Source organism: Solemya pervernicosa gill symbiont, from assembly GCF_002020875.1.
Taxonomy (GTDB): Bacteria; Pseudomonadota; Gammaproteobacteria.
In genome coordinates, this window is record NZ_MPRL01000002.1 from 123,326 (window position 1) to 148,709 (window position 25,384).

Here is a 25,384-nt window from a genome sequence, read left to right on the forward strand (position 1 = left end):
CTTAAGCGGTTGTCAGTAGAAAGGCGCTGGTGATCAGTGCACCAAGCAGCAGTAGGTAGCCACCCATGAGCAGTCGCCAGCCAGCACGCGCGTGGCGCACGCCCATAAAGAAATCGACCACCAGCTGCGCCTTGAGCAGCGCAATCAGCAGTACGGCCAGTACCAGCTGCTGGCTACTCAGGCCGAATGGGGCAGCCGAGTAGGTGATCAGCGTCAACACCATCAGCAGTAGCCAGATCACGGTACAGGGGCGTGGTTTGAGTATAGACATCATCGGCTCAGCGCATCACATAGATGAGCGGGAAGAGGATCAGCCAGACCAGATCGACCATGTGCCAGTAGGATGCGCCGGTTTCGACACCGGTATGTTCATCGGCACTGTAACCGCCACGACGCGCCTTAAGCAGCACGGCAGCGAGTATCACCATCCCCATGATGACATGCATGAAATGGAAGAAGGTGAGCGAGAGGTAGAACATGTAGAAGGTATTGGTGCTGAGGTTGATGCCCTCGGATATGTGGTGTGCATACTCGAATACCTTTACGGCAATAAACACTCCACCCATTGCGATAGCGGCCAACAGCCAGCGGCTGCAGTGTTGCGCTGATCCCTCACGGATCGCAGCAACGGCACGTACCACAAAGTAGCTACTGGTGATCAGCGCCAGGGTATTGATCAGGCCGGCGCTCTGATTGAGCTGCTGTTGGTAGGTGTTGAAGAGTTCGATATTGCTCTGTCGAGTGAAGGCGTAGGCGAGAAAAAAGACGCCAAAAACCAGTAGCTCGGCAAAGATAAAAATCCAGATAGCGAAGTCACCGGGTAGTCTTGCAGGTGGCTTGCTGAGAGTTAGTGTGTGGTTCAATTTAGGGATTACTGTTGAGGAAAAAAAGATGGGGGAGGGCGCTTGCCCTCCCCCAAAAAGTACAACTTTATGAAACGGTAGTCGCCTCAGCCTCATCGCTGCCAACAAAGAAGCTGGCAACATAACAACCGAGTCCGACGATGAAGACCAGTCCGGCAATCTCACGCAGCCAGTAGAAGATGGCGATGTTGTCCTGGGCCTGCATGAAGGACATCGCCCCTGTCTCTGGTAGACGCTGCAGCCAAACCTGCAGGATGCCAGCACCGGTGAGGAACAGGGTGATGAAGACGATTGCCACCGTCATCAGCCAGAACGACCACATCTCCAGTACCTGCGATTTGGCGCTGTTGGCCGCTGCACGACCTCGCAGCATCGGCATCGCGTAGGAGATCATCGTCAACACGATCATCACGTAGGCACCGTAGAAGGCCATGTGGCCGTGTGCTGCTGTGATCTGCGTACCGTGGGTGTAGAAGTTCACCGGTGCGAGGGTGTGGAGGAAGCCCCATACGCCTGCGCCGAGGAACGCCATGACCGCAGTACCGAGTGCCCACAGGGTTGCAACCTTGTTGGGGTGCTCGCGGCGACGCTTGTTCACCATGTTGAAGGCGAAGATGGTCATCATGAAGAAGGGAATCGGCTCCAGTGCGGAGAAGATTGAGCCCCACCACTGCCAGTACTCCGGTGTTCCGATCCAGAAGTAGTGGTGACCGGTACCGACGATGCCGGTGATCAGGGTCATGGCGATGATGATGTAGAGCCACTTCTCGATGATCTCGCGATCCACGCCGGTGACCTTGATCAGGACGAAGGCGAGGATTGAACCGAGGATCAGCTCCCAGACGCCCTCTACCCAGAGGTGAACGGTCCACCACCAGAAGAACTTGTCCTTGACCAGGTTGTCAGGATTGTAGAAGGCGAAGAGGAAGAAGACCGCCAGACCAACCAGACCGATCAGCATCACCAGCGAGACGACTGTCTTACGACCCTTCAGTACCGTCATAGCGATATTGAAGAGGAAGCCAAGGGCAACAATCACGATACCGATCTTGGTAATGGTTGGTTGCTCGAGGAACTCACGGCCCATGGTGGGTAGCAGTGCGTTGCCGGTCATCTGTGCCAGACCCGAGTAGGGCACCAGCAGGTAACCGAGAATGGTCAGTGCACCGGCAATGAGGAAGATCCAGAACAGACCCAGTGCCAGTTTAGGACTGAACAGTTCGGTCTCCGACTCCTCGGGCACCAGATAGTAGGCGGCACCCATAAAGCCAAACAGTAACCAGACGATCAGCAGGTTGGTGTGGACCATGCGGGCCACGTTGAAGGGGATCTCAGGGAAGAGGAAGTCTCCCATGACATACTGCAATCCAAGGATCAGACCGAAAAGGATCTGACCGATGAAAAGGCCGATAGCCGCAATGAAGTAGGGCTTGGCGACGGATTGTGACTGATATTGCATCTCTATTTCTCCCTTAACCCTGAATGTTTGGCGGCCAGCCAGCAGTGTTGATCTCTGAGGTGTACTTCAGGAACTCGGCGATAGCCTCTAGCTCCTCATCAGAGAGATTGAACTGCGGCATGCTGCGGCGTCCGGGAATGCCCTCGGCAGGACGGCTCTTGATGAAGCCGATGATCGCTTCTTTACTGTTGCCAAAGCGTGTGTAGACGTTACCCAGCTCTGGAGCGAAGTAGGCACCTTCGCCGAGAAGGGTGTGACAACCGATGCAGTTATTCTCCTCCCAGACCGTCTTACCTAACGCCACCTGCGGGGTAAGGTTTTCACGATTATCTCGCTGGGGTAGTGACCCCATGGTGTCGAAGGTTAGAGCCAGAAACAGCAGGAAGAAGAAGAGACTCCCTCCATAAAATATGTTTCTGGCCATCGATTTTGTGAACGTTTCGCTCATTGATTGGCACCCCTCTAGTGTCGTTTGTTTTTGCTAGGCTGCTTTATCCCTTTTCAACGTGCAAAGGGCATTGACCTACGTCAATGGTCAGAAAACAGAGTGGGAACAAATGCTGCTGGCCGGTCGTATTTATGGCTATCGCTCAGCGAGTTTAGAGGGCTAGAGGCTGAAATGTGTACGAGTCCATGAGGGGGCATCAACATTCGTTAAGTGAGTATCGTTTACGGTAGCGGTGGGTTTCAAGGTGCGAACCCTGATGCGGAGTGTGTCGCAGTCGGAATGCCAACCTGGTATGACGATGCCATATGAAACAGCGTCTGCGAAGTGGAGGTGCGCAACGAGCGAATGAAATGAACCGAGGCGGTCGAAGCTGAGTTGAAAATTTTGACGCGTCAGATTGGAGAGATGCGGTAGCGCTCAGTGGTAGGCATGGCTGCCTCGATGCCTCACAGTATCAATAGCCTGCTCTCCCAAACAGGTGGTCAGCTGCTAATATACATATAGGGAGTGTGTGTTTATTACGTTGCTATTAATTGGGGGAAATGTCATGAGCAGGCAGACTGGTTTCACTTTGATCGAGTTAGTGATTGTGATTGTTATTTTGGGAATATTGGCGGCCTATGCAGTGCCCAAATATATGGAACTCGACAAAGAGGCGCGGATTTCGGTTGTAGAGGGATTGGAGGGAAGTTTGAGGGCCTCATCCGACATGGTTCATGCGCTGGCTCTGGCAAAAGAGACAACCGGTGCCTCGACAACTCTGGATATTGGGCCCAGCACTATTGATGTGAGCAATGGGTTTGCACAGCCTACTTCTGCAGGAATCGGTACAACGATTGTCGATCTGAGTGGTTTTGATATCGTCACAACTGTTGCAGACACCATCTCATTCCAGAAAAAGGGGGCGCCTACCCCTGGTGACTGTCAGGCTACCTACGTCTATGACGATTCAACACCAGGCAACTACCCTGCAATATCCCGCACTACCTCAGGCTGTTGATGCGTTTTAACGGTTTGAAGTAACCGCGTATAATTGGCTGTCGCCATTGGAAACCACAGGTGCAGTTCATGCTTGTGGTTTTTCTTTGCGCTCTGGTAGTTGATAAGCCATCGCCGGGAAGCATCAGGTGAGATGAGGCAGTGATGTTTCTCGTGGAAATGGTGCTCTAATTCTTTTCCGAAATTATCGCGTAACTATCTGTATTAATTAGGTCGCTAAGGGTAGAATTGAGCCGTTTTTATATGGGTTGAATGTATCTTAACTGGTTGTTATTTATGAATAAGGTTAGTGTTTTGTTCGTTTGCATGGGCAATATCTGTCGTTCACCAACGGCGGAAGGTGTCTTCACTTCATTGGTGAGTCGTGATGGCCAAGAGGAGTCAATTGAGATCGACTCTGCGGGCACGCATGCCTATCACGTTGGTAAGGGACCCGATGGGCGAGCCGAGGAGGCGGCAGGTAGACGAGGTTTTGATCTCAGTCCGCTCAGGGCGAGAACGGTGAAGCCGGATGACTTTCACCAGTTCGACTACATCCTGGCGATGGATAGCAGTAACTACGATGACTTGATTGCGATCTGTCCTGCCGGTCAGGAACACCGGGTCAAGATGTTTCTCGAGTTTGCACCACAGGTGAGTGAAACTGAGGTGCCTGATCCCTACTACGGCGGTCACAGCGGTTTTGAGCATGTGCTCGACCTGGTTGAGGCGGCGAGTGAGGGATTGTTAAAGGATATCTATAATCGCGTCGAGAAGTGAGTAGCTCTCGATAATCAATTATTGAGATAAAAAAAGCCCGCGTTAGGTTTAACGCGGGCTTTTTTGTTTTCGGTTACTAACTGAGGTTAAGCTTCGCCCTTATCTCTGCCTGATGTCGGTGCTGCAGAAGGGGAAGGTGCAACAGCTGGTTTCTCACTCTTGGCTGTCTCTGCCTTTGGTGCTTCACTCTGAACTGGCTCAGCCTTAGGTGTCGTGCTCTTGGGAGTGTCAGCTTTAGGTGTGTCGGCCTTTGGAGCTTCACTCTTTGGAGTGCTTACCTTCGGCGCTTCAGCGGCAGGTTTAGGTTTTTCACTCTCCTGCTTTGGTTTTGCTGGAGCTACCTCAGGTTTCGATTCCGTTGGAGCTGGTTTCTCGGCGGCCTTTGGCTGTGGTGCCTGCTCCTTCGGTTTCTCATCACGCTTTTCACTGCTGCTCTGCGTCTTACTCTCACTAGCTGCTGGTGCCTGAGCGGGTGCAGTCTGCACGTGCTTCTCAGCCGGTTTTTCACTCTTCACCGTTGCGGCAGCAGGTGTTTCGCTCTTTACTTCCTGCTTTGATTCCGGAGCAGGGGCGCTGTCGTTACGCTTGGGTTTATTGTCGCGAGCTGGTTTCTCAGTGTCGGCAGGTTTATTCGACGATTGTTGTGGCTGCTCGTTACTGTTCTCGCTGCTCTGGCTGTTCTCTTCGTTCTTGTTCTGGGTGTTTCCACCACCGCCACGACGACGACGTCCTCCGCGACGACCACGACGTGAGCCGGAGCCCTCCTTCTGTGGACGAGCTTCGTTCTGTGCGTCATTTTTTGGCTGGCCATCGGCGCTCTCTACTTTCTTCGCGCTCTGCTTCTCCTTGTTATCCCTCTGTCCTTGCGGTTTACCCTGGCCACGCTTCTCGTCACCCTTGTTACGATTGCCACCCTGGCCGCGGTTGCGCTGCTGGCCGCGTCCAGAATCACCTTCGCCTCGGCCTGAGTTACGTCGGCCGCCACGATTTCTGCTTGGGCGACTCTTCTTCTCCTCTTCCTCTTTTACCTCGGGTTTGGCGGGTGAGAAGAGGTTGGAGAAGAGACGACGAATAATGCCGGGGCTGCTCGGTTGTTCGACAGGTTCGATCTTCTTCGCTTCTGGTTTGGGTGCTGTCTGATTGATTCGTTTGACTGCAGGCTCTTCGAGAGTGACCTTCTCCTCGACTCGCTTGGCGACCGGGGCCTCCTCTTCAGCAGCGGTTGCCATTTTATAGCTAGCATCGCTCTGCTCAGGCATCTCGTGGCTGCGGATGCGGGTCACCTCGTACTGTGGTGTCTGCATATTGGGATTAGGAATAATCAGTAATGCAACGCCGTAACGCTTTTCAACAGTGCTGATTGCATCACGCTTCTCATTGAGCAGGAAGGTGGCAACGTCGACTGGTAGCTGCGCCTGTAACTGCCCGGTCTTCTCCTTCATCGCGTTCTCTTCAAAGAGTCTCAGCACCGCGAGAGCCAGTGATTCAACGCCACGTACCGTACCCTGACCGCTACAGCGCGGGCAGACATCCTGACTCGATTCACCCAGTGAGGGGCGCAGACGTTGACGTGACATCTCCAGCAGACCGAAGCGTGAGATACGACCGACCTGCACGCGTGCGCGGTCCATCTTCAGTGCGTCACGGAGGCGATTCTCAACCTCACGTTGGTTACGGGTTGGGCTCATGTCGATGAAGTCGATAACGATCAGGCCGCCAATATCGCGCAGTCGTAGCTGACGGGCGATCTCATCGGCCGCTTCGACGTTAGTATTGAGGGCCGTCTCCTCGATATCGCTACCTTTGGTGGCGCGAGCCGAGTTGATATCGATAGAGATCAGTGCCTCGGTCGGGTCGATGACGATGGAGCCGCCCGAAGGGAGACGAACCTCACGATTGAAGGCGGTCTCGATCTGTGACTCGATCTGATAGCGCGTGAAGAGGGGGACGGCATTCTGATAGAGCTTGAGTTTGGAGAGGTTGTTCGGCATGACGTGGGACATGAACTCATGTGCCTCGTCGTAGGTGGCCTGGTCGTCGACCAGAATCTCACCCACATCACCACGCATGTTGTCACGCAGCGCGCGGATAATGACGTTGCTCTCCTGATAGATCAGGAATGAGGCGGCGCGCTCAGAAGCGGCCTTCTCGATCGCAGTCCAGAGATTGATCAGGTAGTCGAGGTCCCACTGCAGCTCCTCGGCAGAACGTCCAACACCGGCGGTGCGCACGATCAGTCCCATTCCTTCTGGAATTTCAAGCTGACTCATCGCATCGCGCAGTTCGCTGCGATCCTCACCTTCGATACGGCGTGAGACACCGCCCGCACGGGGATTGTTGGGCATCAGGACCAGAAAACGGCCCGCAAGACTAATAAAGGTAGTTAGCGCAGCGCCCTTGTTGCCGCGCTCCTCTTTTTCGATCTGGACAACAACTTCCTGCCCCTCTTTGATCGCATCCTTAATGTTGACGCGCCCACCACCCGAGGTGGCTTCTTCAGCGAAGTAGCTGCGTGCGATCTCTTTGAGGGGGAGGAAGCCGTGGCGCTCAGCGCCGTAATCGATAAACGCAGCCTCAAGGCTGGGCTCTACTCGGGTAACTCTACCCTTGTAGATATTCGATTTTTTCTGTTCCCTTGTTGCGGTCTCGATATCGAGGTCGTAAAGACGTTGGCCATCCACGATGGCCACGCGCAGCTCTTCGGGCTGCGTGGCATTCACCAGTAATCGTTTCATATTCAGGATCTCTTAGATGCTCAACCCTGTTCAGGCGCAGGCTTCTCAGGCTTGGGGCTTCGTGACACGGCAGCACTGGGACGATCTCGTCGACCCGATGACAATGCGTAGCGATGCCGGTCTCAATAAAGAGCCCTAGCCGGTGGAGCAGTGCGATAAATAGGGGAGCGTAGCTGTACATATATATAGTTTGTTGCCGATGCCTTCTGGCATGGGCGGATATCATTCTCGGTTACGAATTTTTTGGTGTTCCGAATCACCTTGTTGATGGATTGGAACCGGCACCTGATAAAAGCTTGTGCAGGACCCAATCCGGGAAAGCTTGTCTTGGCTGAAGACCGCGCCTTGGTTGGCGTGCTGGTCTAGGGCTTTTAGAACAAACGCGACCCACTATATCAGCGATATGAAAGGGCATCAATGGATGGGGGTATCTCTAAGCTATTGTGTAAATTCCGGGGAGTCGCTATTTTTGCGGAAGCTTGTTTTGGGCATCCAAGCCCAAGCAAGCGGCAAATACTTAACGCGACCGTTTATGCCTACGGCGCCCCACTAACCGCCTTCGCTTCGCTATCCATGGCGGTCAGCGAAAGATTTCTAATATTCCGATGAAATGGGAGGGTTGAAGCTGCTATTATCGGCGCGATGAATAGCGAGGTTGTCCATAATCGAGTCCGAGAGCAGACCGTTTCCGAGGAGGAGGCGGGGCAGCGCATCGACAATTATCTGTTGCGTGAGCTCAAGGGAGTACCCAAAAGCCGTATATACCGAATCCTGCGCAAGGGTGAGGTGCGAGTTAATAAAGGCCGCATCAAGCCGACATATCGTCTGAACGTCGGTGATATTGTGCGTATTCCGCCTATTCGAACTAGCAGTAAAGAGGGCGAGACGAAGATCAAACCGGGAAGTCTCGACTGGCTCGAAGGACGTGTGCTGTTCGAAGATAAGCGGGTGCTGGTGCTCAACAAACCGAGCGGCATGGCGGTTCATGGGGGCAGTGGTCTTAGTTTCGGTGTGATTGAAGCGCTACGCGCAATACGACCCGATGCCCCTTATCTGGAGCTGGTACACCGGCTCGATCGTGAGACTTCAGGCTGTCTGCTGATCGCGAAGAAGCGCTCAGCGCTGCGCCGACTCCATGAGCTAATGCGCACGGGTGGCATCGATAAACGTTATCTGGCCCTGCTAATGGGACGGTGGCGGGGTGGGGCACGGAAGATCGATGCACCGCTACTGAAAAATAGCCTCAAGAGTGGTGAGCGGGTGGTACGGGTCGATCCGCAGGGCAAGGCGGCCGATAGTCGCTTTATCCCGCGGCAGATTATGCAGAGGGCTAGCCTGGTAGAGGTTGAACTGGGAACCGGTCGTACCCATCAAATCAGGGTCCACGCCGCCCATGTGGGCCACCCTATCGCGGGTGATACGAAGTATGGCGATGAGACGTTTAATGGTGCATTGCGTGAGCGGGGGCTTAAACGACTCTTTCTGCACGCCTACAGACTGAGTTTTACGCTCGGTGATGATGAGAAGCCGATCACAATCGAAGCACCACTGGATGGTGAACTACAGCAGCTGGTTGATAGACTCAATGACGATGAATAGTTACAAACTTCTAATATTTGACTGGGACGGAACCTTGATGGACTCCGTTGACCAGATCCTCTACTGCATGAGGGCCGCCATCGGCGATCTCGAATTAGAGCCGCGTACAGGTCAACAGATCAGGGACATTATTGGTCTAGGGCTGCATGAAGCGGTCGAGACGCTCTATCCCGGTCGTGAACCTGAATTTGCGCAGGTGATGGCTGATCGCTATCGACACCATTTCCTCTCTGCCGATGTGACGGTGGCTGATCTCTTTGACGATGTTGATATTCTGCTTGAGCAGCTCCGCTCTAGTGGCTATCTGCTGGCCGTGGCGACAGGTAAGGGACGAACAGGTCTCGATAAAGTACTCAATGAGACCGGCATGGGCGCGCACTTTCACACCACACGCTGTTCTGATGAAACCCGTTCAAAGCCCCACCCGTTGATGCTGGAACAAATTATGAACGAACTTGACTGTCTGCCTGAGCAGACGTTGATGATTGGCGATAGCGAGTTCGATCTAGACATGGCTAACCGTGCCGGAGTCGGCTCGGTGGGCGTCAGTCATGGTGTTCACAGCTGTGATCGACTGGTGAGCCATAATCCACTCGGATGCCTCGATCGTGTTGCCGATCTCCATTCGTGGCTCTCTGATGAGCTGAGTAAGAGTGCCTGAGAAACAATCCAATTTCTAAAATATTGATTTCAAGGAAAGCTAATGTTTAACAAGATCGAGAAGAACGTGGCGGATCAGAATAGTGAGGGGTGGGAGCGGGATCTGCTCAATCGTCTCGCCTTTGCATCGATCAATGAGCAGCGACGTGCCAGACGCTGGGGGATCTTCTTCAAACTATTGTTGGTGCTCTATCTGGTGGGGCTACTGTTCCTCTCGGTACCATCGTTGCAGGAGGGCGCTACGCTAAAAGACGAGAAGCATACCGCTCTGGTAGAGCTAGAGGGTGTGATCGCGGCGGGTAGCAAGGCGAGTGCCGACAACATCGTCACCGGACTGCGTGATGCCTTCGAGGATGAGAACACCGCCGGTGTGATTCTGCGTATCAACAGTCCCGGTGGCAGCCCGGTACAGTCGGGTTATATCAACGATGAGATCGTGCGCCTACGCGAGAAGTACCCCGATACTCCCTTCTATGCGGTTATTTCCGATATCTGTGCCTCGGGAGGCTATTACGTTGCCGTAGCTGCAGATGAGATTTACGCTGACAAGGCGAGCATTGTTGGATCGATCGGTGTGATCATGAACGGCTTTGGTTTTGTGAACACGCTCGACAATCTTGGTGTTGAACGCCGACTCTATACTGCTGGCGAGCATAAAGGTTTCCTCGATCCCTTCTCTCCTGAGAATGAGGATGAGGTGGCTCATATAGAGACACTACTGACCGATATTCACGGTCAGTTTATCGACACGGTGAAAACGGGGCGCGGTGAGCGTCTGAAAGAGAACGATAAACTCTTCTCGGGTCTACTCTGGACCGGTGCTCAAGCGGTTGAGATGGGACTGGTTGATAAGCTTGGTAGCGCGGGTTATGTGGCACGCGAGGTGATTGGCGAGGCAGATATTGTTGACTTCACACCCAAGGAGACGCTGTTAAAGCGCTTCAGTGATCGTCTTGGAAGCTCTATGGCTAATGCCATCACTAATCAGGTAGGTGGTCTGAAGCTTCAGTAGAACTCGTTATAAGTAGTCCAACTAGGCCACGATAGAGACCGTCTCTATCGTGGCTTTTTTATAATGCGCCTCACCTGTTGATGAGCCTATATTCAGAAACATAGTCGACTAGCTCCATCGATTGCTAGTGGCTGGCGTATATACGGCTCTCTCCGTTTTTCTCAATGGTGACTACGTTATAGGCATCTTTTCTACTGCCCTCCATGCCAGGAGAGCCCATCGGCATTCCTGGTACGGCGAGTCCGCGAATCTCTGGACGCTCTACTAACAAACGTTTGATGTCGCTCGCGGGCACATGCCCTTCAATAATATAGCCTCCAATCTTGGCCGTATGACACGACTGGACTTCAGTCGGTATGCCAAGCACATTTTTTATCGGCTGCATATTGTGCTGGTTGTGGCTGGTGACGGTATAGCCATTATTTTCCATATGTGCAGACCAGCCGTAACAGCAACCACAGCTTGGACTATTGTAGATGTTGATTTCTGTGGCCTCTGCTGTGGTGAGTAGTGACGAAGAGAGAAGAAACATTACTGTCGCAACAATAATGATATTAATTTGAATAAAACATAGAAAAAAATGCGTGAAGCTTTGTTCCGATTCATGTCTGTTCCTCGAGTCGACGGGGTTACCTTCAGATAGGTAGAAGTATGTCGAAATGGTTAGAGTCTGTGGTGGAGCTGTAAGAGATACGTATTGCAGCTCTATCAACCCTTTGTGTGGAGAAAAAATCACACATGTGTGACTGCTGATAATCGGTGGTGGTGACTATCTTGTTCATTAATTGAAGCATATTGACCAACATCTACCGATCGGATGTTTTTGTCAATTAGGGTATATACGATTTGGAATTGGAATAAATCTGCCGTGATGTGAGCAAGGGTATTTGTATGATTAAAGCGAGGCGGAAACGATGGCACGAATTGGTGCTGGATGGCCCTCTACGGTTTTGTTTGGATTGTCTGGATCGAGATAGTTGGCCATCGATTCAAAGTGCATCCACTCGGTACGACGCTGCTCATCAGCCGTGGTGGGACTGACATCAATGAGCTCTATGTTTGAGAGCCCAGCCTTCTCCAGCCATAACATCAATGTGGCAGGGGAGGGTAGAGTGTGGACGTTTTTCATCTTGGCGTAACGTCCGTTGGGGTGGAGCAACTCACCTTGATGACATTCAATTACCAGTCCCTCAATGATTAACTGGCCGCCTGGTTTAAGGTGCTGTATGAGTTGCTCGATGTGTTCCATGTGATCTTTGCGATGATAGATAACGCCCATCGAAAAGACAGTGTCGAAGCTCTTGTTGCCTTCGGGTATCTCGTCAAGTTTAAGCGGTAATATGTGCATTGCCCGTTCACCAATAAAATGGCGCATGGCGGTGTACTGCATCACGTAACTGATGGTTGGATCGATGCCGATCACTCGCTCGGCCCCGGCACCCAGCATGCGCCAACCGTAATAGCCGTTGCCGGAGCCGACATCAAGCACGGTTTTTTCTTTGAGGTCGATTGCATCCTCAATGCGCGCCCACTTCCAGTCCGAGCGCCACTCGGTGTCGATATGGATGCCGTAGGGGCAGAAGGGACCTTTGCGCCATGGATGGAATGCCAGCAACGTTTCGCGAATCTCCTTTCGAGTCGCTTCAGTCAACTCATTGCCGTAACCGATCTCGATACAGGCTTTGCTCAGATCGATGTGTGAAGGGGAGAGTTTGGGTAGCGCCTCCAGTGCGGCCAACCAGCGTGGCAGGTCACCGTGACGGGCTAATTTATCCTCAGACTTCTGTGGCACGCTATCGAGCCAGTGCGCAAGTGATGAGTCTGCCATCCACGCAAACAGGTGTTCATAACCGAACGGTGAAAAATTCATTTGAAGGCAATCAGAGAGGTGAAGTTAAAGGCTTGAAACCACTGCTCGCTGCAACTAAAGCCTGCCGTAGAAAGTCGCTGTTGGTGAAGCTCAAAGGTGTCAGGAATCAATACCTGTTCCAGTGCGGCGCGTTTTTGACTGATCTCAAGCTCCGAGTAGCCGTTGGCGCGTTTAAAGGCGATATGCATCTGTTCATGAAAACGTGCAATCTCGCTCTCATTGAAATGGAGCTTTTCGGATAGAACCAGAACGCCGCCCGGGTTGAGTCCCCGGTGGATCTTCTGTAACAGCTCAAGTCGCTCATCTGGGGGGAGGAACTGCAGGGTGAAGTTAATCACTACCAGTGAGGCATTGTTGATCTCGACTTGACGAATGTCGGCACAGTGAATCTCCACCGGTGTCGCAGCCAGATCATGATCAACATTCTCATGGCATCGTTCGGTCATCGCCTCAGAGTTATCAATGGCGATGATTCGACAGTCACTCGCCTTGATACGTCGACGGAGTGAAAGTGTCGCTGCTCCGAGCGAGCAGCCGAGATCGTAGATCTTGCTGCCATCGGTAACGTACTGCTCGGCGAAGAGGCCGAGCAGGGCAATAATCTCCCCATAGCCAGGGACCGAGCGGCGAATCATATCGGGAAAGACCGAAGCGACATTCTCGTCGAATTGAAAGTCGACGATCATCGATTGCGGTTGGTTAAATATAGCGTCGCGCTGACTCATGAGCGGTAGCTGTCAGGCCTCAAGGGCGTAGAGCTCGCGAATCTCCTGATCCCAGATGGTGTCATCGATCGTCTCCAGAACCATAGGAATATCATTGAAGTTATCGTTGTTCATGATGTAGCGGAAACACTCCCAGCCGATGTGACCCATACCAAGGCTGTGGTGGCGATCGACACGTGAACCGAGTTCTGGTTTGGAGTCATTGAGGTGCATGCCGCGTAGATATTTAAAACCGACCAGTTTGTCGAATTCGTTAAAGGTCTTCTCACACGCCTCTTCGGTACGCAGGTCGTAACCGGCGGTGAAGGTGTGACAGGTATCGAGACAGACACCAACACGTGACTTATCCTCAACGCCATCAATGATCGCAGCGAGATGGTCGAAGCTGTAGCCGAGTGTGGTGCCCTGACCGGCGGTGTTTTCAATTACGGCCACGACATCGTTTGACTGTTCCAGTGTGACGTTGATCGACTCTGAGACGATGGCAAGGCTCTGCTCTTCGCTGATCTTTCCCAGGTGGGCGCCGGGGTGGAAATTGAGCAGTTTGAGTCCGAGCTGTTCGCAGCGTTGCATCTCATCAAGAAAGGCGTCGCGCGACTTGGTTAGCGCTTCAGGTTCGGCGTGGCCCAGGTTGATCAGGTAGCTGTCGTGCGGCAGTACATGCTCGGGGGCGATACCGACTTTGTCGAGGTTCTCTTTGAAGGCGTTGATGCTCTTCTCAGTGAGAGGCTTGGCCTTCCACTGACGCTGGTTCTTGGTGAAGAGGGCAAAGGCCTTTGCTCCGATCTTCTCGGCATTAAGCGGTGCATTCTCAACACCGCCGCTGGCGCTCACATGGGCTCCGATATATTTCACGAATGGACTCCGAATTGAAACTATTGCTGAAAAATGGAGGCTACTTTAGCTCTCATTGAGTAGCTGATCAAAGTCAGCGCGAGAGAGGGGCTTGCTGAAGTAGTAGCCCTGATAGTTGAGACACCCCTTGTCACGCAGGAAATTTAACTCATTTTCGTACTCTACCCCCTCCGCGATAACCTCTAATTCGAGATGACTCGCCATGGAGATAATGGTCTCGACGATCAGAGCATCGCTGGTGTCAGTAGTGATATCACGTACGCTGACCGCCATGGATAGCGAAGCGAAGGCGGTTAGTCCGCGATAGTCGACGCCGTCTGCCTATTCGTAGTTGAGAGCGGGAGCGAACGACGAAGAACAAGCTTCCGCAAAAATAGCGACTCCCCGGCAAAGGATTGGTCGATCTTAAGCCGGTCTAGAGGCATCCGTTTGAGGTAGGCCAGTGAGGAGTAGCCGGTGCCGAAGTCATCGATGGCAAAGCGTACGCCCATACGCTTGAGTGTCTGCATCTTCGCCGAGACCTCGGTGGCATTCTCGACCAGTATTCCTTCAGTGAGCTCCAGCTCCAACAGGCGTGGATCGATCTCGCTCTCTTTGATGATTGACTTGATCTGGTCGACAAAATCACTCTGGTGGAACTGGCGTGGACTGACGTTGACTGAGATCATCGGCAGGCGCTCCTGCTCTCTATTCCACTGTTTGAGGTTGTGACAGGCTTCACGCAGGACCCAGATGCCGATATCGATAATTAGTCCCGACTCCTCAGCGAGCGGGATAAATCGAGCGGGAGAGATGCCCCCCCATCTCAGGGTGATTCCAGCGCAGCAGGCTCTCGGCACCGATCAGCTGATGGTCACTATTGAACTGCGGTTGGTAGACTAACTCCAGCTCTCCCTTTTCAGCCGCCTGGCGAAGCTGGTTTTGCAGGTAGAGACGCTCTTCAGCAGCCTGCTGCATACTGGGCAGGAAGAAGCTGATACGGTTTTTACCCAGCTCTTTGGCGCGGTACATAGCGGTATCTGCATGCTTGAGGATGTCGTTGATATCCTCGTTTTCGATCGGAAACATGCTGATACCAATACTGAAGGTGAGATGGTGTTCGTGCTCGCTGAGCATAAAGGGCTGCTGCAGAATTTCCTGGACTTTGAGGGCCACCTGTTGCGCCTGATCAGCAGAGACCTGAGGATCGCGCTCCAGCTCGCTGGCGATAATGACAAACTCATCACCACCGAGGCGGGCGACGGTATCCTCCTCACGCACGATATTTTTCAGTCGCTCACCGATTTCGATCAGTAATTCGTCACCGGCGTGGTGACCGAGTGAATCGTTAATGATCTTGAAATTGTCGAGGTCAAAGAAGAGCAGGGCTGAATAAACATCGTGACGACGCGCCTGTGAAAGTGACTTGTTGAGCTGCTGCATCAGTTGAGTACGGTTCGGCAGCCCGGTTAGCTCATCGAAGTAGGCCTGCTTGCGAAGAAGTGCCTCGTTTTTGCGTTTTTCGGTGACATCGATGCTCAGACCGATCAATCCGGTGACGTTGTTTTTTTCGTCAGTGGTGCGAATCTTGGTGAGTTCCAGGTCGTGAAGTTCACCATCACGGAATTTTATCTTTTCACTCGAACTGTGAGGCCCAGGCAGCGATAACGCCTCTGCATCGGTGATGATGCTGTGTTGCATTACCTCATCATCAAACAGCGCGCTGTAGTGGTTGGCGGAAAGAAATTTCGACTCAGGAACGCCAAGGGCATTACAAAAGTCCTGGTTTACAAACAGCGGATGGCCGTCACGGTTTTGATACCAGATACCGATCGGTGCGTTGTCGAGTATCGACTGCAAGGTTTGAGATTTGTCGCGCAGCGCCTGCTCGGTCATCTTAATATCGGTGATGTCATGTACCACACCGATAAAACGGTGCGGTTGTTTATTCTCATTAAGGAAAAGCTGGCCATAGGCCTTGAGCAGACGAATTGTTCCATCGGGACGTTTGATTCGATATTCGATCGAATCCTCATGTTTTTCTCCTTTCATCACCGCTGCTGTTCGGAGCATGAAGAGTTCGCGATCTTCATCGACGACAAATTCCCTGTATGTACCGAAGGCCGGTAGGTATGCGTCAGCGGATGTACCGTGTATGGCAAAGCACTCATCGCTCCAACGCATTGTCATTGAAGAGAGGTCAACATCCCATGTGCCAATGTGAGCAATAGCCTGGGAGCTTAGAAGCTGCTCTTCGCTTTCACGTAGTTGCTTTTCAACCTGTTGACGATCAATGATCTCTTTCTGTAGACGTCGGTTCCAGATTACGACCACAAGTAAAATCACAAAGATGCCAGAACCTATGGGTATTGCGACGATCAGGATCTCGTGCAGATTGAAGCCTTTATCAACCTGTAGCTGAATCCAGCGTCGCATAATTGTTTTGCGTTCCTCTTCGTTAATGCTCGCTAGACCCTTCTCCAGAATGGAACGCAGTTCTGGCCAATCCTTTCGGACACCGATGCCAAGCTCAAATTCGTAGGGTGTGTGGGCAGCTACTTTGAGATTGGTGAGGCCAAGCTGATTGATAGCGTAACTAGCCGAGGCGAGATTGCCGATAAAGGCTCCGATCTCTCCCACCGAGAGGGCGTCCAGTGCTTCACGAATAGTTTTGTAGGGGACGAGACGGAGCTCAGGGTGGTTTGACTCCATTAAATCATGACTAACATAACCGTCGACCACCGCGACGGTGATGTCTCCCAGGCTATCTATCCCGCCAAGGAACGGTGCATCAACGCGGGTCAGGATGACCATCGGAAAGTTGAGGTAGGGGGAGGTGAAGCTGAGATAACGGCTGCGTTGCTCGGACTTCATGGCGGCAGCGAGACCATCAATGCGCTGATCTTTGGCTGCCTTGATGACACCTGACCAACTATCTATCCGAGCCGCTTCAATCTTAACCCCGAGTCGTTGTTGTAATAGCGCCATAAAATCTGCCGCCATGCCACTGTAGTTGCCCCGCTGGTCACGGTATTCAAAGGGTGCCCAATCGGGGTCAATGCCGATGCTAATGACTGGATGGTTGTTGAGCCAGGAGCGCTCCTTATCACTCAATTGCAGTGGTTCGGCGGCTGCGCTGAGAGTGATGAGGGTTAATAGAATGATTAGTGAAGATTTCACGCTGCAACTCGGCCTATGTCGTTCTGTCTGGTGCATTCCATTGCCTGTAAGCGTAGCGGGTGAAGCAAGTTTAGACGCTTATACTACACCAATAACAGTGGCTTAGAACCGTTACGAGAACTGGTTTGAGATAAGGATTTGTCTGTTTCGTCCCGTGTTCTCTGGGTGCACCAATACGATGCGCTTTGATGACCCTTGTCAGCTTGTCTCTCTAGTAGGCGTGGTCGTTACACCTACAAGGCTGTAGTCAATAAAACTACACAAAAAATAGTGGTAAGAGTGCACATTAATTTAGTGGTATAAGTCGTTGTAAATATATTATTAATTGTGTCGGGTATTCGCTACAACAGCTGTGGCGAGATTGTTAATAACAAGAACAGTTCTTAACGTCAGATTTCGGCTAGTGATAGCCCGTTGATTGACTATACTTGGCGGAGTAGCTTGATGAACTCGGAGAGCCCTATGGGGAGGACATTACTACTGGTCGACGATGAGGAGAATATCCTCCGAGCCTTGGTTCGACTACTGCGACGTGATGGATACAAAATACTGACGGCTGATAGTGGTAAGGCAGGTCTTGATATATTGAGGGAGCATGATGTTGGCGTGCTCCTATCTGATCAGCGCATGCCAGGGATGTCGGGCTCTGAGTTTTTAGCCGAGGTGCGAAAGCTCTATCCAGAGACCGTGCGGATGGTTTTAAGTGGTTATACTGATCTCTCCTCAGTCACCAATGCCATAAATCATGGCTCAATCTACCGCTTTCTCAGTAAACCCTGGGAAGACGACCTGCTGAGAGAAAACATAAAAGATGCCTTTCAGCATCAGGAGCTTGCCAGTGAGAATGTTCGTCTGGCTGCTGAGCTGAAACACGCCAATGAACTACTTGAGGGGAAGAACCGAGAGCTTCTGCGAGATGTTGAGGAGCAGATGGAGACTCTACAAATCAATCTGCGTGCGCTAGATGTCACTCAGGAGATATTGGAGAAACTTCCGGTAGCTGTAATGGGAATCGGTGACGATGGCACGATTGCAGTCGCGAATGTAAAGGCAAATCAGCTGCTATCTAGACCGAGTGGGATGGTTGGACAGTCGGTGAGTGATGTGATGCCAGCAGAATTGATAAAATTATTTGCTCGAGATGAGCGAGTGGATCACCCAGTGCCAACCCATCTCCAACTTGGTGAGATGAGTTCTGTTTCGGCCTACTGTTGTCGAATTGGTGAGGCATCGGATGGCCGTGGATCGATTCTGGTTCTGATTGAAAATCCTAAGGCACAACTGCACAGCGTAGGAGGATCAATTGGGCGCTAATATGGCGATCGAATTAAAAAAAGTGGAGCGTGAGATCCTTGAGTTTCCACCGCTTCCAGAGGCGGTCAGAGAGGTGACGGCGCTGTTCGGTCACGATCACGTCTCGTTCGCAGCGCTTGAGAAGAAGATCTGTCAGGATCCGGCACTAACCGCACGCGTGCTGGCCGTAGCCAATTCAGCCTTCTATGGTTTTGGGGGGAAGATATCCAGCCTGAAACAGGCGTGCATGATTTTGGGACTGCATACCACGCGAAATATTGTCACTTCGCTGGGTGTAATCAGTAACCTCAAGAGCGGTCGTGGAAGTGGTCTTGATATCTCCGGATTATGGCACCACTCCGCAGGAGTGGCAGGTGCCGCAAAGGTGCTGTCAAAATATGCAGGTGTTGAAGAGGGCGAGGCCTTTACGTCCGGTCTACTACACGATGTCGGAAAGATGGTGTTTGATATCTACTACAGTCGTGAATATCGAGAGGTGTTGTCCTGCTGCAGTGAGACCAACATCTTATTAAGAGAGGCGGAGTTAAAGGTACTCTCATTTGACCGATTCAGTAATCGGTGCAAGGCTTGCCGCGCACTGGAAAATGCCCGAAAGCCTCGTTGAGGCGATTGAGTTTCATCACGAACCAGAATTAAGCAGCAATCCGAAGTTGGCAGCGGTAGTTAACGTCGCGGATGTCATGGCGCGAAGGTTTGGTATTGGTGATTGTGGTGACAATGTTGTACCAGATTTGCAGCCGCAGATATTGTCGCATGTTGGCATGCAGGTGGAGGATGTTGAGAATCTCTTCACTACAACGATTATTGCTGAGCTTGAAGCTGCCTCATCGGAGTTTGTGACAGGCTGACTGATGCCCACATGTTGATTGCTCAATCTGAGAGAGATGCATGGATAAAGAACAGACCTTAACTATCCTTTTAGTAGAGGATGAAAAACCTAATCGTAGTGCCGTGAAACGCCTGCTAAGGCGACAGGGATACCGATTTCTGGAGGCCGATAATGGTCAGCAGGGTCTGGAGATTGTCGTTAATGAGTCAATCGACCTGATCCTACTTGTCGATCAGGTGGTCAGTACGATGCGTAGGAATGCGGGAAAGCAGTTGGATCCTGATCTACTTAACCTATTTTTTGAAGATATGGATGGTGTGTTGGAGATCTATCATCAATTTCCTGAGTAGATGTTAGATGCTCTGAATGATGTCGAGTCACGAAACGCAATGAAACAGATAATTATTAGCAGAATTAAAGAATATTAGCTCGTATAAGATCTGGCAGGGAATCAGTATATTATGAAAAACAATATAACAAGATCAGTTGTTTTGCTGTTTCTACTGCCAGGCATAGGTGTCCTGCTTGCGTTGTGGATTTTTTATATGTTTCTGGACAACACCGAAAACGACGCTGACTTCATCGATCTCGCAGGAAGCCAGCGCATGCTCTCTCAGCAGATCTTTACAACGGCACATATGGTCGTTGTTATGGAGCATGCAGGTCAACGAGGAAAGTTGCTGGATTTGGTTGAAGAGTATGAGTTGACGCTGAATGTTCTCGAGAGCGGAGGTGTGGTTAATGAATTAGTTGAGATGGCTCGTGTGCCAGGCACGGTGCGGCCCTATTTGTTTGCACTCAAAGCCATATGGAAAGAGACAAGACCAGTTGTTGATAACATCGTAATGCCATCCCTCTCAGAGATCGAAAGAGAAAATTCTTACCAAATTCTCAAAGAAAACACCTCCCGTTTAACCAACGCTAGCAATGAGCTGATTAGTGCTTATAAGTCTCGAACCTATAAGTTGCGTCGAGAGGTATCTGCAATTCTTATGTTCTGTGTGTTGGTTGGTTTTGTCTCTCTCTATTTTGTGGTGGTTGTTGTGAGGCGGTATGACAAAGAACGTCGTGAGTCGGAATGTGTATTGGAGAGGAGCCGTGAACGCTTCTCGTTGGCTGTGAAAGGAACCAACGATGGTATCTGGGACTGGGATCTTGCATCTAACGAGATCTACTTTTCGAGGCGCTGGAAAGAGATGCTTGGATATGCGGATGATGACATGGGAAATGGTTTTGACGATTGGCGCGATCTAGTTCACACCAACGATCTTGGCCGGTTTCTCTCTATCTGGGCTACCTATATGGAGGGTGAACGCGAACAGTTTGAAATTGAATATCGTCTGAAAGGAAAGGATGGAAGCTATGTATGGATCCACTGTCGTGGATTGGCTGGTCGTTCCAAAGAAGGGGGTTCTGTACGGCTCACGGGCTCTCACACCGATATATCTGAACGTATAAAGGCGCTAGAGGAGTTAAAGGCAGAGAAGGTGGAGGAGCGACGGTTACTCGACTTACTGCAGTTGGCACAAGATGATCTAATCCTCAGTGAGGAAAGGCTTCGTTTAAGTCTGGTTTTTGCCAATATTGGCACGATGGACTGGGATCTTAATGTAAGGGCTAATAGTGTCTATTGTTCCGATCTAACCGCATTTATACTTGGGTATCCACAGGTCGCGCGTTATGTGGCGGTGGAAGACTACGCCAGTCTTGTTCACCCAGACGATAGAAAACTTGTTTACGACGGTCTTGAAAAGGCGCAAAAAGATGGGGTTCGACATGACTACGAGATGAGAGTCATATTGCATGATGGAACCCGGCGTTGGGTACATGTTGTTGGAGATGTTGTTCGTGATGTGTCTGGTGACGTTGTTCGCATGTTAGGTGTGATTCAAGACATTACAGAGCGCAAAAAGTCAGAGGGTTATCTGGCTAAAACGATTGCTGAACTGCAGCAAGCTAATGAGATGCTGCATGATGCTCAAAGCCAGCTGTTACAGTCAGAAAAGATGGCGAGTATTGGTCAGCTTGCTGCGGGTGTGGCACACGAGATTAATAACCCTGTCGGTTATGTCACATCAAATATCGGCACTCTGCGCGAATATCTGGCCGACCTGTTCAGGCTATTAGAGCTGTACGAACGGGGAGAACTCAAGATTGATGATGAAATCATAGTTGAGGCGATCAAGGCAGTAAAAGAGCAAGTTGACATTGATTATCTGAAAAAGGACCTCGTTGATCTTCTGGATGAGTCCGAAGAGGGGGTTAGACGCGTTAAGCAGATCGTTCAGGATCTAAAAGACTTCTCCCACGTTAATGAGGTCGAGTGGCAGTGGGCAGACCTACATAAAGGACTCGATAGTACGCTGAATATTGTCCACAACGAGCTAAAATATAAGGCAGAAGTTATTAAGGATTATGGCTACCTTCCACAGATCGAATGCATTATCGCGCAGCTCAATCAGGTCTTTATGAATATCCTGGTGAATGCGGCACACGCTATCGAGAAGCGAGGTGTGATCACCATCCATACAACGACTGATCGGGATGGGGTTTTGATTGTGATTGAAGACGACGGTAAAGGGATGGATGATCAGACGCAGGCACGAATTTTCGATCCCTTCTATACAACCAAACCGGTTGGCGAGGGTACAGGGCTCGGCATGTCGCTCTCCTATAATATTGTTCAGAAACACGGTGGAACGATTACTGTAGAGAGTCAGGTTGATAAGGGAACTGAGTTCCGGATCTGGTTACCTGTCAAGCAGAGTGAGTCGAAGACGGTTGATCAATGTTAGGGCTGTATAAATAGATGAATGATCTTGTTGGTAGTAACGATTTCGTGACAGACGATGTGCCGGTTTTGCAGTCAGCCACGCTGCTGTTTGTTGATGATGAGCCTAATATCGTCTCATCCTTACGCCGTCTGTTTCGTCCGTTAGGTTACAAGATACTGACTGCAAACAATGGTGAGGAGGGGCTTGCTGTACTTGAACAGAACAGTGTTGATCTGGTGGTCTCAGACATGAGAATGCCGGTGATGGATGGTGCAACCTTTCTCGCTAAGGCAGCGGAACGCTGGCCCGACACCGTGCGAATTCTTCTGACCGGATATGCCGATATGGAGTCGACTATATCTGCGATCAATCAGGGAAAAATATATAAATACTTTAGTAAACCCTGGGAAGATAACGACATCACCCTGGGAGTGAAATATGCACTGAAACAGAAATTTCTCGAGCAAGACCACAAACGCCTATTAAAACTGACGAAAAATCAGAATGAAGAGCTGCAGAGCCTGAATGCAAGCCTTGAAGATAGGGTTAAGGCACGTACCGAAGAGTTGAGGCAGGCCATGGGAATGTTAGAGGTATCCCACGAGACACTGAAAGGAAGTTATCTCAATTCGGTCAAGGTCTTCTCTAATATCATCGAGATGCGTGAGGGCAGTGTGGCTGGACACTCGCGGCGTGTCGCGGAGCAGGCGCATGCACTGGCTAAGAAGTGCGATATGAGTGAGGACGATGCGCGACAGGTACTTTTTGCAGCACTACTGCACGATATTGGCAAGATTGGACTGCCCGATCGTTTGATGGGGAAGCCGTACAATGCACTCTCGAGCACGGATAAGGTGGAGGTGATGAAACACCCCATGGTCGGTGAGGGGCTGATGTTGAGTCTCGATCATCTGCAAGATGCTGGGAAACTAATCCGCAGTCACCATGAACAGTTTGATGGCAACGGCTACCCGGATAAGCTCAAGGGTAAGAAAATTCCCTTAGGCGCTAGGATCCTGGCTCTGGTCAATGATTACGACGCACTGCAGAGTGGCATGCTCTCGACTCAGCGACTCTCCGCAGTTGAGGCGCGTGAGTACATTACCCGTGGACGGGGAAGGCTCTATGATCCTGAGATGGTCGACCTTTGGCTCGATATGCAGGGGCTGCTTGATAAGCGAGTTGAGGAGGAAGATAGCGCGAACTTCCTGAAGCTGACCCCCAGTGAGTGTAATAGCGGCATGGTCCTCGCCAGTGACCTCTTTATTAATGACAAGGTCTTGCTGCTTTCAAGAGGTCATGTGTTAACCGATGATCTAATAGCTCGTCTTAGAAAGCTGGAGCAGTCAACGGGAGAGCGCATTGATATGTTAATTCGACCAGCGGGTGATTAGTCTTGCTAATAATTAAGGGCTGTGACCTCTGATATGGGTGTGTATTGTTAACTTGTTTTTTATAAATGTAAAAGCATTGGCTCCTTCCTTTGGTTGAATTGCGATGCGATGGCGGAGACCGCTCTCTGGAGTTGGTGAGAGCGTGTTGCCCTAATGTATACTGCTTCGCTTTAACCGCATTACAGAGAGACGCGCAGTATGTCGACCGATATCCACGCCCAACGAATCCTGATTCTAGACTTTGGTTCCCAGTACACCCAGCTCATTGCCCGCCGCGTTCGTGAGGCGGGGGTCTACTGCGAACTGCACGCCTACGATATGGGGGAGGCCGATATTCGTGCCTTCAATCCCAACGGAATCATCCTCTCTGGCGGCCCCGAGTCGACCACGACTGAGGATGCACCTCAGGCCCCGAGTTGTGTGTTTGATATGGAAATCCCGGTTCTTGGTATCTGTTACGGCATGCAGACCATGACCATGCAGCTCGGTGGTAAGGTGGAGAACGCAGATCACCATGAGTATGGCTATGCTCAGGTCCGCGCCCGCGGCCACACCGCGCTGCTCAAGGATATCGAGGATCACACCTCCGACGAGGGTTACGGACTACTTGATGTCTGGATGAGTCACGGTGACCGCGTGATTGAGATGGCCCCCGGCTTCAAGCTGATGGCCTCTACTGACTCGGCCCCAGTTGCGGGTATTGCTGATGAAGCACGTCATTTCTACGGTGTGCAGTTCCATCCCGAGGTGACCCATACCAACCAGGGACAGCGTATTCTTGAGCGCTTTGTACACCAGATCTGCGGCTGCGAAGGACTCTGGACGTCTGGCAACATTATCGATGATCAGATCAGTCACGTTCGAGAGATGGTCGGCAGTGACGAGGTGATTCTCGGCCTCTCTGGCGGTGTTGACTCCTCCGTGGTCGCAGCACTGTTACACCGTGCCATCGGCGATCAGCTCACCTGCGTGTTTGTTGATAACGGTTTGCTGCGCCACCAAGAGGGTGATCAGGTAATGGCTACCTTCGCCGAGCACATGGGTGTGAAGGTTATCCGTGTCGATGCCGAGCAGCGCTTCCTTGATGCGCTGAGCGGTGAGAGCGACCCTGAGGCGAAACGCAAAATCATCGGCAACCTCTTTGTGGAAATCTTCGAGGAGGAGTCGAGTAAGCTCTCTAACGCCAAGTGGCTGGCACAGGGCACCATCTACCCCGATGTGATCGAGTCAGCGGGGGCCAAGAGCGGTAAGGCGCACCTGATCAAGTCACACCACAACGTTGGTGGATTACCCGACTGGATGAACCTCAAACTGTGTGAACCTCTGCGTGAGCTGTTCAAGGATGAGGTGCGCAAGCTTGGCGTTGAGCTGGGACTCCCCTACGACATGGTCTATCGCCACCCCTTCCCAGGACCAGGGCTGGGTGTACGAATTCTTGGAGAGGTGAAAAAGGAGTACGCCGACATCCTGCGTCTGGCTGATCACATCTTCATCGAAGAGCTGCTGAAGAACGATCTCTACCACAAGACCTCTCAGGCCTTTACCGTCTTCCTGCCGGTTAAATCGGTTGGCGTGACCGGTGATGGTCGTCGCTATCAATATGTGGTGGCACTACGCGCGGTTGAAACCATCGACTTCATGACCGCCCGCTGGGCCCATCTGCCCTACGATTTCCTCGATCATGTCTGTCGCCGCATTGTTAATGAGGTATCAGGTATCTCCCGCGTGGTTTATGACATTACCGGCAAACCCCCAGGCACCATCGAGTGGGAGTAGCTTGGTCGGGAACCCTAAGCGTGCTTAGGGTTTTCCCCGGCTGAAGCGCAACATACCCGGGGAGTCGCTATTTTTGCGGAAGCTTGTTTTGGGCGTCCAAGCCCAAGCAAGCGGCAAATACTTAACGCGACCGTTTATGCCTACGGCGCCCCGA

24 protein-coding genes are annotated in these 25,384 nt (G+C 51.6%); 12 read left to right on the top strand and 12 right to left on the bottom strand.

Annotated features, from left to right (window positions below; all coding sequences use genetic code 11):
• Nucleotide 1 precedes the first annotated feature (1 nt).
• The 4 genes from BOW52_RS01140 to BOW52_RS01155 form a co-directional block, all read right to left on the bottom strand.
• Entirely contained in the window at nucleotides 2-274 is a 273-nt protein-coding gene (locus tag BOW52_RS01140) for a cytochrome C oxidase subunit IV family protein (protein WP_078482240.1), read from the bottom strand.
• Nucleotides 275-278: 4 nt separating this feature from the next.
• Nucleotides 279-863, bottom strand: coding sequence for a cytochrome c oxidase subunit 3 family protein (locus tag BOW52_RS01145; RefSeq protein WP_236725596.1), 585 nt, complete (start codon nucleotides 861-863; stop codon nucleotides 279-281).
• A gap of 67 nt (nucleotides 864-930) precedes the next feature.
• The gene (locus tag BOW52_RS01150; protein WP_078482242.1) at nucleotides 931-2,322 is read right to left on the bottom strand and encodes a cbb3-type cytochrome c oxidase subunit I; all 1,392 of its coding nucleotides are present in this window, start codon (nucleotides 2,320-2,322) and stop codon (nucleotides 931-933) included.
• Between the two features lie 13 nt (nucleotides 2,323-2,335).
• Nucleotides 2,336-2,770, bottom strand: coding sequence for a c-type cytochrome (locus tag BOW52_RS01155; RefSeq protein WP_078482243.1), 435 nt, complete (start codon nucleotides 2,768-2,770; stop codon nucleotides 2,336-2,338).
• Between the two features lie 547 nt (nucleotides 2,771-3,317).
• Here BOW52_RS01155 and BOW52_RS17845 point away from each other — a divergent pair.
• The gene (locus BOW52_RS17845) at nucleotides 3,318-3,770 is read left to right on the top strand and encodes a pilin (protein ID WP_135621908.1); all 453 of its coding nucleotides are present in this window, start codon (nucleotides 3,318-3,320) and stop codon (nucleotides 3,768-3,770) included.
• A gap of 275 nt (nucleotides 3,771-4,045) precedes the next feature.
• Nucleotides 4,046-4,528, top strand: a complete 483-nt coding sequence (locus BOW52_RS01165) for a low molecular weight protein-tyrosine-phosphatase (RefSeq protein WP_078482269.1) — start codon at nucleotides 4,046-4,048, stop codon at nucleotides 4,526-4,528.
• Nucleotides 4,529-4,614: 86 nt separating this feature from the next.
• On the opposite strand, the gene rne is transcribed toward BOW52_RS01165, so the two are convergent.
• Nucleotides 4,615-7,263 (bottom strand): ribonuclease E, encoded by a 2,649-nt coding sequence (gene rne, locus BOW52_RS01170; RefSeq protein ID WP_078482245.1) that lies wholly within the window; start codon nucleotides 7,261-7,263, stop codon nucleotides 4,615-4,617.
• Nucleotides 7,264-7,905: 642 nt separating this feature from the next.
• Here rne and rluC point away from each other — a divergent pair.
• From rluC to BOW52_RS01185, 3 genes are read left to right on the top strand one after another with little or no spacing between them, the layout of a single operon-like run.
• Nucleotides 7,906-8,862: a 23S rRNA pseudouridine(955/2504/2580) synthase RluC gene (rluC, locus tag BOW52_RS01175; RefSeq protein WP_078482246.1), complete on the top strand. Its 957-nt coding sequence runs from the start codon at nucleotides 7,906-7,908 to the stop codon at nucleotides 8,860-8,862.
• Nucleotides 8,855-9,523, top strand: a complete 669-nt coding sequence (locus BOW52_RS01180; RefSeq protein WP_078482247.1) for an HAD family hydrolase — start codon at nucleotides 8,855-8,857, stop codon at nucleotides 9,521-9,523. Before rluC ends, BOW52_RS01180 begins: the two co-directional genes overlap by 8 nt.
• A gap of 42 nt (nucleotides 9,524-9,565) precedes the next feature.
• Entirely contained in the window at nucleotides 9,566-10,534 is a 969-nt protein-coding gene (locus BOW52_RS01185; RefSeq protein WP_078482248.1) for a S49 family peptidase, read from the top strand.
• A gap of 124 nt (nucleotides 10,535-10,658) precedes the next feature.
• On the opposite strand, the gene BOW52_RS01190 is transcribed toward BOW52_RS01185, so the two are convergent.
• The 7 genes from BOW52_RS01190 to BOW52_RS01220 form a co-directional block, all read right to left on the bottom strand.
• A complete protein-coding gene (locus tag BOW52_RS01190; protein WP_078482249.1) occupies nucleotides 10,659-11,066 on the bottom strand; it encodes a DUF411 domain-containing protein in 408 nt (135 codons plus the stop codon).
• A 363-nt stretch (nucleotides 11,067-11,429) separates the two neighbouring features.
• On the bottom strand, nucleotides 11,430-12,404 hold the full coding sequence (cmoB, locus tag BOW52_RS01195; RefSeq protein ID WP_078482250.1) for a tRNA 5-methoxyuridine(34)/uridine 5-oxyacetic acid(34) synthase CmoB: 975 nt from the start codon (nucleotides 12,402-12,404) through the stop codon (nucleotides 11,430-11,432).
• Complete coding sequence (gene cmoA / locus BOW52_RS01200) at nucleotides 12,401-13,129, bottom strand: carboxy-S-adenosyl-L-methionine synthase CmoA (protein WP_078482251.1); 729 nt, start codon at nucleotides 13,127-13,129, stop codon at nucleotides 12,401-12,403. The genes cmoB and cmoA overlap by 4 nt, the downstream gene beginning before the upstream one ends.
• A gap of 12 nt (nucleotides 13,130-13,141) precedes the next feature.
• Nucleotides 13,142-13,984 (bottom strand): deoxyribonuclease IV, encoded by an 843-nt coding sequence (nfo, locus tag BOW52_RS01205; protein ID WP_078482252.1) that lies wholly within the window; start codon nucleotides 13,982-13,984, stop codon nucleotides 13,142-13,144.
• Nucleotides 13,985-14,029: 45 nt separating this feature from the next.
• Entirely contained in the window at nucleotides 14,030-14,257 is a 228-nt protein-coding gene (locus BOW52_RS01210) for an EAL domain-containing protein (protein ID WP_078482253.1), read from the bottom strand.
• A gap of 20 nt (nucleotides 14,258-14,277) precedes the next feature.
• Nucleotides 14,278-14,823 (bottom strand): EAL domain-containing protein, encoded by a 546-nt coding sequence (locus BOW52_RS01215; protein ID WP_078482254.1) that lies wholly within the window; start codon nucleotides 14,821-14,823, stop codon nucleotides 14,278-14,280.
• On the bottom strand, nucleotides 14,747-17,143 hold the full coding sequence (locus BOW52_RS01220; protein ID WP_172840050.1) for a diguanylate cyclase domain-containing protein: 2,397 nt from the start codon (nucleotides 17,141-17,143) through the stop codon (nucleotides 14,747-14,749). Before BOW52_RS01220 ends, BOW52_RS01215 begins: the two co-directional genes overlap by 77 nt.
• Nucleotides 17,144-17,587: 444 nt before the next feature.
• Between BOW52_RS01220 and BOW52_RS01225 the strand changes: the two genes are divergently transcribed.
• The 7 genes from BOW52_RS01225 to guaA all read left to right on the top strand — a co-directional run bounded on the left by BOW52_RS01225 (nucleotide 17,588) and on the right by guaA (nucleotide 25,230).
• On the top strand, nucleotides 17,588-18,457 hold the full coding sequence (locus BOW52_RS01225) for a response regulator (RefSeq protein WP_236725597.1): 870 nt from the start codon (nucleotides 17,588-17,590) through the stop codon (nucleotides 18,455-18,457).
• Between the two features lies 1 nt (nucleotide 18,458).
• The gene (locus BOW52_RS01230; protein ID WP_078482257.1) at nucleotides 18,459-19,061 is read left to right on the top strand and encodes an HDOD domain-containing protein; all 603 of its coding nucleotides are present in this window, start codon (nucleotides 18,459-18,461) and stop codon (nucleotides 19,059-19,061) included.
• On the top strand, nucleotides 18,997-19,305 hold the full coding sequence (locus BOW52_RS01235) for an HDOD domain-containing protein (protein WP_135621910.1): 309 nt from the start codon (nucleotides 18,997-18,999) through the stop codon (nucleotides 19,303-19,305). Before BOW52_RS01230 ends, BOW52_RS01235 begins: the two co-directional genes overlap by 65 nt.
• Before the next feature lie 40 nt (nucleotides 19,306-19,345).
• Complete coding sequence (locus BOW52_RS01240) at nucleotides 19,346-19,636, top strand: response regulator (protein WP_078482259.1); 291 nt, start codon at nucleotides 19,346-19,348, stop codon at nucleotides 19,634-19,636.
• A 111-nt stretch (nucleotides 19,637-19,747) separates the two neighbouring features.
• Nucleotides 19,748-22,081 (top strand): PAS domain-containing protein, encoded by a 2,334-nt coding sequence (locus BOW52_RS01245; RefSeq protein ID WP_078482260.1) that lies wholly within the window; start codon nucleotides 19,748-19,750, stop codon nucleotides 22,079-22,081.
• A gap of 14 nt (nucleotides 22,082-22,095) precedes the next feature.
• A complete protein-coding gene (locus BOW52_RS01250; protein ID WP_078482261.1) occupies nucleotides 22,096-23,454 on the top strand; it encodes an HD domain-containing phosphohydrolase in 1,359 nt (452 codons plus the stop codon).
• Between the two features lie 198 nt (nucleotides 23,455-23,652).
• Nucleotides 23,653-25,230, top strand: coding sequence for a glutamine-hydrolyzing GMP synthase (guaA, locus tag BOW52_RS01255; protein WP_078482262.1), 1,578 nt, complete (start codon nucleotides 23,653-23,655; stop codon nucleotides 25,228-25,230).
• Nucleotides 25,231-25,384: the final 154 nt, after the last annotated feature.

Bases quoted from the DNA above. Each gene is read 5' to 3' on its own strand.
- BOW52_RS01140 (WP_078482240.1), bottom strand. From the start codon at position 274: ATGATGTCTATACTCAAACCACGCCCCTGTACCGTGATCTGGCTACTG.
- BOW52_RS01150 (WP_078482242.1), bottom strand. From the start codon at position 2,322: ATGCAATATCAGTCACAATCCGTCGCCAAGCCCTACTTCATTGCGGCT.
- BOW52_RS01155 (WP_078482243.1), bottom strand. From the start codon at position 2,770: ATGAGCGAAACGTTCACAAAATCGATGGCCAGAAACATATTTTATGGA.
- BOW52_RS17845 (WP_135621908.1), top strand. From the start codon at position 3,318: ATGAGCAGGCAGACTGGTTTCACTTTGATCGAGTTAGTGATTGTGATT.
- BOW52_RS01165 (WP_078482269.1), top strand. From the start codon at position 4,046: ATGAATAAGGTTAGTGTTTTGTTCGTTTGCATGGGCAATATCTGTCGT.
- rne (WP_078482245.1), bottom strand. From the start codon at position 7,263: ATGAAACGATTACTGGTGAATGCCACGCAGCCCGAAGAGCTGCGCGTG.
- rluC (WP_078482246.1), top strand. From the start codon at position 7,906: ATGAATAGCGAGGTTGTCCATAATCGAGTCCGAGAGCAGACCGTTTCC.
- BOW52_RS01180 (WP_078482247.1), top strand. From the start codon at position 8,855: ATGAATAGTTACAAACTTCTAATATTTGACTGGGACGGAACCTTGATG.
- BOW52_RS01185 (WP_078482248.1), top strand. From the start codon at position 9,566: ATGTTTAACAAGATCGAGAAGAACGTGGCGGATCAGAATAGTGAGGGG.
- BOW52_RS01190 (WP_078482249.1), bottom strand. From the start codon at position 11,066: ATGTTTCTTCTCTCTTCGTCACTACTCACCACAGCAGAGGCCACAGAA.
- cmoB (WP_078482250.1), bottom strand. From the start codon at position 12,404: ATGAATTTTTCACCGTTCGGTTATGAACACCTGTTTGCGTGGATGGCA.
- cmoA (WP_078482251.1), bottom strand. From the start codon at position 13,129: ATGAGTCAGCGCGACGCTATATTTAACCAACCGCAATCGATGATCGTC.
- BOW52_RS01210 (WP_078482253.1), bottom strand. From the start codon at position 14,257: ATGGCGGTCAGCGTACGTGATATCACTACTGACACCAGCGATGCTCTG.
- BOW52_RS01225 (WP_236725597.1), top strand. From the start codon at position 17,588: ATGAACTCGGAGAGCCCTATGGGGAGGACATTACTACTGGTCGACGAT.
- BOW52_RS01230 (WP_078482257.1), top strand. From the start codon at position 18,459: ATGGCGATCGAATTAAAAAAAGTGGAGCGTGAGATCCTTGAGTTTCCA.
- BOW52_RS01240 (WP_078482259.1), top strand. From the start codon at position 19,346: ATGGATAAAGAACAGACCTTAACTATCCTTTTAGTAGAGGATGAAAAA.
- BOW52_RS01245 (WP_078482260.1), top strand. From the start codon at position 19,748: ATGAAAAACAATATAACAAGATCAGTTGTTTTGCTGTTTCTACTGCCA.
- BOW52_RS01250 (WP_078482261.1), top strand. From the start codon at position 22,096: ATGAATGATCTTGTTGGTAGTAACGATTTCGTGACAGACGATGTGCCG.
- guaA (WP_078482262.1), top strand. From the start codon at position 23,653: ATGTCGACCGATATCCACGCCCAACGAATCCTGATTCTAGACTTTGGT.